This is a genomic window from Caulobacter sp. LjRoot300 (assembly GCF_964253875.1).
GTDB lineage: Bacteria > Pseudomonadota > Alphaproteobacteria > Caulobacterales > Caulobacteraceae > Caulobacter.
Genome location: NZ_CAXUSA020000017.1, coordinates 1 through 7,758 on the forward strand (window position 1 = coordinate 1; position 7,758 = coordinate 7,758).

The following is a 7,758-nucleotide window of genomic DNA, read 5'->3' on the forward strand; positions in this document are numbered from 1 at the left end:
TCTGGGAGAGGGTGACGTCGGGCGCCTTAACCAAGACCGGCCCTCCGCTTCACGTCCTCGACCGCCATCAGGATCCGCTCCGGAGTCGCCGGCGCGTCGAGGTTGGGGAACACCTTGTGGTTGGCCACCGAGGCTACGGCGCGGTTCACGGCCGACAGCACCGACAGGGCCAGCATCAGCGGCGGCTCGCCCACGGCCTTGGAGCGGTGGACGGTCTCCTCGACGTTCCGGCCCGGCTCCCACAGCGCGATGTTGAACACCGCCGGCCGGTCGCCGCAGGTGGGGATCTTGTAGGTCGAGGGGGCGTGGGTCAGCAGGCGGCCGTCGTCGCTGAACACCAGCTCCTCGGTGGTCAGCCAGCCCATGCCCTGGACGAAGCCGCCCTCGATCTGCCCCAGGTCGATGGCCGGGTTCAGCGAGCGGCCGGCGTCGTGCAGGATGTCGGCCCGCGTGACCTTCATCTCGCCGGTCAGGGTGTCGATCAGCACCTCGCTGCAGGCCGCGCCATAGGCGAAATAGTAGAACGGCCGCCCCGTATGGGTGGCGCGGTCGTAGTGGATCTTCGGCGTGGCGTAGAAGCCGGTCGACGACAGCGACACCCGGGCCAGGTGGGCCTGGCGGCACAGCACTTCGAACGGGATCACCTCGGCTCCCGTCCGCAGGCCCTCGGGCGTGAACGCGACCTCGGCCTCGTCGCAGCCCCACTTCTTCGCGGCGAATTCGACCAGCCGCGCCTTGATGGCGTTGGCCGCATTCAACGCCGCCATGCCGTTCAGGTCCGTGCCCGACGAGGCGGCCGTGGCCGAGGTGTTGGGCACCTTGTCGGTGACGGTCGAGGTCACCTTGATCCTCGACAGGTCGACCTTGAACGCCTCGGCGACGATCTGGGCGACCTTGACGAACAGCCCCTGCCCCATCTCGGTGCCGCCGTGGTTCAGCAGGATCGAGCCGTCGGCATAGAGGTGGATCAGCGCCCCGGCCTGGTTCAGGTGCGTTGTCGTGAACGAGATGCCGAACTTAACCGGCGTCAGGGCCAGGCCCTTCTTCAGCACCGGGCTGCGGGCGTTGTAGGCGTCGATCTCGCGCTGACGGGCCTCGTAGTCGCAGGCGGCGGCCAGTTCGGCCAGCAACTGCGGCGCGACATTGTCCTCGACGGTCTGATGGTAGGGCGTCAGGTTCCGCCCCTCGCCGCCATAGAGGTTGCGGCGGCGCACCTCCAGCGGGTCCAGGCCCGTGGCCTGGGCGACCGCGTCCATCACCCGTTCGATCGCCGCCATGCCCTGCGGGCCGCCGAACCCGCGGAAGGCGGTGTTCGACACGGTGTGGGTCTTGAAGCGGTGGGAGACGATCTCGACGGCCGGCAGGAAGTAGCAGTTGTCGGCGTGGAACATCGCCCGGTCGTTGATGGCCATCGACAGGTCGGTGGTCGAACCGCAGCGCGAGGCCAGCTCCAGCGCCAGGCCCGTCAGCCGGCCCTCGTCGTCGAAGCCGACGTCGTAGGCGACCTCGAAGTCATGCCGCTTGCCGGTCATGACCATGTCCTCGTCGCGGTCGGGACGGGCCTTGGCCGGGCGGCCGGTCTTGACCGCCACCAGGGCGGCGGCGGCGGCGAACAGCGAGGCCTGCGTCTCCTTGCCGCCGAACCCGCCGCCCATGCGGCGCACCTCGACGGTCACCGCCGTATGCGGCACGTCCAGCACGCGGGCCACCAGGTGCTGGACCTCGCTGGGATGCTGGGTCGACGACCAGACATGGACGTCGCCGCACTCGCCCGGCGTGGCCAGGGCGACCTGGCCCTCGAGATAGAAGTGGTCCTGGCCGCCGATGGCGAACGCGCCTTGCAGCCGCCGGGGCGAGGCCGCCAGGGCGGCCGCGGCATCGCCGCGCGCCATGCGCTGGCTGGCCTCGATCTTCAGGTCGGCCTCGCGGGCCTCCCCGATGGTGATCGCGGCCGGCAGGTCCTCGTATTCGACCGTGGCCCTGGCGGCGGCGGCCCGGGCGGCGGCGATCGAGGTGGCGGCCACGGCGAACAGGCTCTGGCCGACGCAGACCACCTCGCCGTCGGCGAACAGCCTGTCGTCGTGGATCACCGGACTGACGTCGTTCTCGCCGGGGATGTCCTGCGCCGTCAGCACCGCCACCACGCCGGGCGAGGCGCGGACGGCCGACAGGTCCATGGCGACGATCCGCGCGTGGGCCTTCTTGCTCATGCCCAGGTGGACATGGAGCATGCCGACCGGCTCGGGGATGTCGTCGACATAGATCGCCGCGCCGCTGACGTGACGCAGGGCGCTGTCATGCGGCAGCGAGGCGTGGGCACCCTGGAAGACCACCGGCTCGACCAGCTTGACGCCAGAGTCAGCCATGAGCCGCCTCCGGCACGCGGGTCTCCAGGTCCGGCCGGGCGGACTCGATGAACACCTTGCGCAGCATGTTGCCGGCGGTCAGGGCGCGGTAGGCGGCCGAGGCCCGGGCGTCGGTCAGGGGCGTGAAGTCGCTCGCCAGAGCCTCGACGGCGGCGTGGATCGTTGTCCGGTTCCAGAGCCGGCCGACCAGGGCGGCCTCGCAGGCGGCGGCGCGCTTGGGTGTGCCGGCCATGCCGCCATAGGCGATGCGGGCGGCGGTAACGACCTCGTCCACGATCTTGATGTTGAAGGCGCCGCACACCGCCGAGATGTCCTGGTCAAAGCGCTTGGACAGCTTGAAGACCTTGAACATCGCCCCGTCCAGGTCGGTCGGGACGCGCACGGCCTCGACGAACTCGCCGGGCGCGCGATCCTGCCGGCCATAGGCGATGAAGAAGTCCTCCAGCGGAAGCGTCCGCCGGACATCGCCCTTGCGCAGCACCAGCTCCGCGCCCAGGGCGATCAGGGCCGGCGGCATGTCGCCGATCGGCGAGCCATTGGCGATGTTGCCGCCGATCGTGCCGCTGTTGCGCACCTGGGTCGACCCCAGCCGTCGCATCATCGCGCCGAGATCGGGATAGAGCTCGGCCAGCACGTCGAGAGCGTCGACATAGCGCGCTCCCGCCCCGATCCGCAGCCAGCCGTCCTCTCGGGTCACGGTCTTCAGCGCGTCGACCCGGCCGATATCGATCAGGGTCTCCAGCGGCCGACGCTGCTTGGTGACCCACAAGCCGATGTCGGTGGCTCCGGCCACGAGCACCGCGTCCGGATGCTGTTCACAGGTCCTGGCCAGCTCGTCGACGCTCAGCGGCGCGAACCAGCGGCGGGTGACGCCGGCGATCGGGTCGGCATAGTCCAGGGTCAGCGCCTCGTCCCGCCGCAGCGTCGCCAGCGTGCCGGCGACGTCCGGCGCTGCCTCGGGCGCGATCGCCTCGGCGGCGGCGATGATCGGGCCATAGCCGGTGCAGCGGCACAGGTTTCCGGCCAGCACCTCGTCGACCGGCGCGGCCGTTCCTTTCGCCGCGACGGCCCGGCCGTACAGCGACATCACGATGCCCGGCGTGCAGAAGCCGCACTGCGAGCCATGGTGCTCGACCATGGCTGCCTGCACCGGATGCGGCTCGTCCTTGCCCAGCCCCTCGACGGTGATCACCGCCTTGCCGTCCAGCATCGGCACGAACTGGATGCAGCTGTTGACCGCCCGCCAGGCTGTCCCGCCCTGCCCGTCCAGTTCGCCGACCAGCACGGTGCACGACCCGCAGTCGCCTTCCGCGCAGCCTTCCTTGGTCCCCGTCCGCCGCAGGTCGCCGCGCAGATGCTCCAGCAGCGTCCGGGTGGGATCGACGCCCCGGGCCTCGACCACCTCGCCGTTCAGCAGGAAGCGCACGCCAGCCTGTTGGTTCGCCGCCATCTCAGCTGCCCCGATAGGTGGAATAGCCAAACGGCGAGACCAGCAACGGCACGTGATGGTGCTGGGCCGGATCGGCCACCGCGAAGTCGATCACCACCACGTCCAGGAACGGCGGATCGGAGACGGCCGCGCCCGAAGCCCTGAAATAGTCGGCGACGCTGAACTCCAGCCGATAGCCGCCAACCGCCAGGTCGTCGCCCTCGACCAGCCGGGCCCGGCCGTCGGCGTCGGTGCGGGTCTCGCCCAGCAGGACGACGACGCCGTCGCGCCGGCTCGACACCCGCACGGCGACCCCGGCCGCCGGGCGCCCGGCGGCGGTGTCGAGGATATGGGTCGTCAAGCCGCTCATGCGTTTCAATCCATGGCCGGGCGTCGCCGCCCAGTCTAAACCCTTGCTCCCGAAACGGAGCATCTTCCGACGATGCTGGGACTGCCGCCCCGGCAAGTCCAGCCGCCAGGCCCGCCGAGCGCCGGTTGAGCCCAAAGCGCCTTGTCGGGCGGCGACCGGCGCCCGCCGAATGGGCTTATATAAGTCTTTTATTACTTATGCGGCCAGCCGCGATCGCCCGCCCGGTGCCCTGGATCGCAAAAAACGCGCTCTGACGCTGCGTAAGGTTGGAAAAGCCGCGCCAACACCGGTAGCTAGGCCCTGACGGATCGCACCGACCCCACAGACGATCCGCGCCGACAAACCTTGCGCAGCCACCGAGGAACGACCGATGGACGAGGATTTCCGTAAAGCCGCCCTGGACTATCACCGTCTGCCGCGGCCCGGAAAGCTGGCGATCGAAGCCACCAAGCGCATGGCCACCCAACGCGACCTGGGCCTGGCCTATTCGCCCGGCGTCGCCGCCCCCTGCGAGGCCATCGCCGCCGACCCCGACACCGCCCGGGACTACACCGCGCGCGGCAACCTGGTGGCCGTGATCTCCAACGGCACCGCCGTGCTGGGCCTGGGCAATATCGGCCCGCTGGCCTCCAAGCCGGTGATGGAGGGCAAGGCGGTCCTGTTCAAGAAGTTCGCCGGCATCGACGTCTTCGACCTCGAGGTCGACGCCGAGGATCCCGACAAGTTCATCGAGGTGGTCGCGGCCCTGGAGCCCACCTTCGGCGGCATCAATCTGGAGGACATTAAGGCCCCGGAATGCTTCGTCATAGAGCGCAAGCTGCGCGAGCGGATGAACATCCCGGTGTTCCACGACGACCAGCACGGCACCGCCATCGTCTGCGCCGCCGCCGTCCGCAACGCCCTGGTCGTCCAAGGCAAGACCCTGAAGGACGTCAAGCTGGTGACCTCGGGGGCCGGCGCGGCCGCCCTGGCCTGCGTCGACCTGCTGGTCTCGATGGGCCTGCCGGTCGAGAACGTCACCCTGACCGACATCAAGGGTGTGGTCCATGCCGGGCGCGAACCCGACATGCCCGAGAACATGGCCCGCTACGCCCGGCCGACCGACGCGCGGACCCTGCCCGACGTCCTGCCGGGCGCCGACATCTTCCTGGGCCTGTCCGCGCCGCGCGTGTTCAAGGCCGAATGGCTGCCGCTGCTGGCCCCCAATCCGCTGATCCTGGCCATGGCCAATCCCGAGCCGGAGATCCTGCCCGAGATCGTCGCCGCCCAGCGCCCCGACGCCATCATGGCCACCGGCCGCAGCGACTATCCCAACCAGGTCAACAACGTCCTGTGCTTCCCGTTCATCTTCCGCGGCGCCCTGGATGTCGGCGCCAGCGAGATCAACGAGGCCATGAAGGTGGCGGCCGTCGAGGCCATCGCCGAACTGGCCCGCGCCGAGGCCTCCGAAGTGGTGGCCAGCGCCTATGGCGGCGTCGCCCCGATGTTCGGCGGCCAGTACATCATTCCCAAGCCCTTCGATCCGCGGCTGATCCTGCAGATCGCCCCGGCCGTGGCCCGGGCGGCCATGGACAGCGGCGTCGCCACCCGGCCGATCGCCGACTTCGACGCCTATCGCCAGGAGCTGGAGCTGTTCGTCTACCGCTCGGGCCAACTGATGCGCCCGGTGTTCGAGCGGGCCCGCAAGGCCACCAAGGCGGCCGCCGAGACCGGCGGCGTCCGCGTCGCCTATGCCGAGGGCGATGACGAGCGGGTGCTGCGCGCCGTCCAGACCGTCGTCGACGAAGGCCTCTGCAAGCCCGTGCTGATCGGCAAGCGCGAGACCATCGTCGCCAAGGCCGCCGAGATGGGCCTGCGGCTGGACTTCGACAACCGCGTCGAGATCCTCGATCCCTCCGCCGACACGGCGCTGTTCGCCCCGCTGGTCGAGCGCTACCAGGGCCTGGTCAGCCGCCGCGGCGTGCCGCCCCTGGCCGCCGAGCGCCGGGTGACCAACCGCCGGACCGTCTCGGCCTCGATGCTGCTGCAGGCCGGCCATGTCGACGCCGCCCTGGTGGGCGGGGCCGGCGACTGGTGGCAGCACATGACCTATGTGCTGCCGATCATCCCCAAGCGCGAGAATGTCGGCCGGGTCTACGCCCTGTCGGCGCTGATCATCGACAACGGCACGCTGTTCTTCTGCGACACCCACGTCAACGTCGACCCGACCGCCGAACAGGTGGCCGAGATGACGCTGCTGGCCGCCGAATCCGTGCGCCGGTTCGGCCTGACGCCCAAGGCCGCCCTGCTGTCGCATTCCAGCTTCGGCGCGTCGAACTCGCCGACCGCCCGCAAGATGCGCGAAGCCCTGGCCCTGGTGCGCGAGCGAGCGCCCGAGCTCGAGGTCGATGGCGAGATGCACGCCGACGCCGCCCTGTCCCAGGCCCTGCGCGACCGGCTGGTGCACGACAGCGCCCTGAAGGGCTCGGCCAACCTGCTGGTCATGCCCACCCTGGACGCCGCCAACATCGCCCTGACCCTGCTCAGCGCCGCCACCGAGGGCCTGCTGGTCGGCCCGCTGCTGCTGGGCATGAGCCGGCCGCTGCACGTGCTGACGCCCAGCGTCACCGCCCGCGGCATCGCCAACGTGACCGCCCTGGCCGTGAACCAGGCCGCCGCGGAACGCGAGCATCGACTGATCTAGAACGGCGCGGACAAGGCACAAGAAAAGGCCCCGCAGGAACCCCTCCACCGTCTCAGCGACGGGGAAAGGCTCCTGCGGGGCCTGGTTCCGGGATCGAAGACCCGTCCGAGCGCTCCGCGCCCGGCCGGATTTTTCGTATCCTTAGAGGATGCGCAGGTTGCCGGCCGAGGTCTTGCCCGAGCGGCGGTCCTGTTCCAGTTCGTAGCCGACTTGCTGGCCTTCGTTCAGGCCGCGCAGGCCGGCGCGTTCGACGGCCGAGATGTGCACGAAGATGTCGCCGCCGCCGTTGTCGGGCTGGATGAAGCCGAAGCCCTTGGTGCTGTTGAACCACTTCACCACGCCGGTGCCGGCTTCGCCCGCGCCGCCGCCACCGCCGCCGTAGCCGCCGCCACGCGGAGCGTCATAGCCGCCGCCGCGCGGGGCGCCGAAGTCGCGGGCCGGACGGCGCGGAGCCGACGGCGCGGCGCCTTGGCCGGTCACGCGCAGGTTGCCGGCCGAGGTCTTGCCGGAGCGGCGGTCCTCTTCCAGCTCGTAAGCCACCTGGTCACCTTCGTTCAGGCCCGACAGGCCCGAGCGTTCAACCGCGGCGATGTGGACGAACACGTCCTGGCCGCCGTCCTCGGGCTGAATGAAACCAAAGCCCTTGGCCGGGTTGAACCACTTAACGACACCGTTCGCCATCTTATCCTCAAAACCTCATTCAGCGGGCCAGTTACCGACCCGCGTCCTTCCATCCTGCTCTCATGACGCAAATCCGCGGAACGCGCTACGGGGTTTGATGGCAGAATCTCAAGCCAAGCCCGGTCCCGGCGATAAATTTTCGCGTGACACGGGTCGACGGCGGCCGAAACGTCGCCGGACGTGGCGTGAAAGCCACACCTGAGAAGGTGTTGAAGCTTAGCTTTGAAGT

The 7,758-nt window shown here is 69.8% G+C and carries 5 protein-coding genes and 1 pseudogene; 1 reads left to right on the top strand and 5 read right to left on the bottom strand.

The features are described from left to right. Positions 1–26: 26 nt before the first annotated feature. Genes xdhB through uraH form a run of 3 tightly spaced genes read right to left on the bottom strand, consistent with a single transcriptional unit; the run spans position 27 to position 4,165 of the window. On the bottom strand, positions 27–2,366 hold the full coding sequence (xdhB, locus tag ACSQ2G_RS23755) for a xanthine dehydrogenase molybdopterin binding subunit (protein WP_436034833.1): 2,340 nt from the start codon (positions 2,364–2,366) through the stop codon (positions 27–29). Further along, complete coding sequence (xdhA, locus tag ACSQ2G_RS23760) at positions 2,359–3,816, bottom strand: xanthine dehydrogenase small subunit (RefSeq protein ID WP_436034834.1); 1,458 nt, start codon at positions 3,814–3,816, stop codon at positions 2,359–2,361. Before xdhA ends, xdhB begins: the two co-directional genes overlap by 8 nt. 1 nt (position 3,817) lies before the next feature. Then, on the bottom strand, positions 3,818–4,165 hold the full coding sequence (gene uraH, locus ACSQ2G_RS23765; RefSeq protein ID WP_436034835.1) for a hydroxyisourate hydrolase: 348 nt from the start codon (positions 4,163–4,165) through the stop codon (positions 3,818–3,820). 370 nt (positions 4,166–4,535) lie between these two features. Between uraH and ACSQ2G_RS23770 the strand changes: the two genes are divergently transcribed. Continuing rightward, a complete protein-coding gene (locus ACSQ2G_RS23770; RefSeq protein ID WP_436034836.1) occupies positions 4,536–6,848 on the top strand; it encodes an NADP-dependent malic enzyme in 2,313 nt (770 codons plus the stop codon). A gap of 141 nt (positions 6,849–6,989) precedes the next feature. Here ACSQ2G_RS23770 and ACSQ2G_RS23775 read toward each other — a convergent pair whose 3' ends face one another. Both ACSQ2G_RS23775 and ACSQ2G_RS23780 read right to left on the bottom strand, forming a co-directional pair. Further along, the gene (locus ACSQ2G_RS23775; RefSeq protein WP_026171987.1) at positions 6,990–7,187 is read right to left on the bottom strand and encodes a cold-shock protein; all 198 of its coding nucleotides are present in this window, start codon (positions 7,185–7,187) and stop codon (positions 6,990–6,992) included. 138 nt (positions 7,188–7,325) lie between these two features. Then, a pseudogene (locus ACSQ2G_RS23780) lies at positions 7,326–7,529 on the bottom strand (cold-shock protein); the annotation flags it as partial. Between the last annotated feature and the right edge of the window lie 229 nt (positions 7,530–7,758).

Excerpts from the sequence above, each read along its gene's own strand:
- xdhB (WP_436034833.1), bottom strand. The coding sequence starts at position 2,366 with ATGGCTGACTCTGGCGTCAAGCTGGTCGAGCCGGTGGTCTTCCAGGGT.
- xdhA (WP_436034834.1), bottom strand. The coding sequence starts at position 3,816 with ATGGCGGCGAACCAACAGGCTGGCGTGCGCTTCCTGCTGAACGGCGAG.
- uraH (WP_436034835.1), bottom strand. The coding sequence starts at position 4,165 with ATGAGCGGCTTGACGACCCATATCCTCGACACCGCCGCCGGGCGCCCG.
- ACSQ2G_RS23770 (WP_436034836.1), top strand. The coding sequence starts at position 4,536 with ATGGACGAGGATTTCCGTAAAGCCGCCCTGGACTATCACCGTCTGCCG.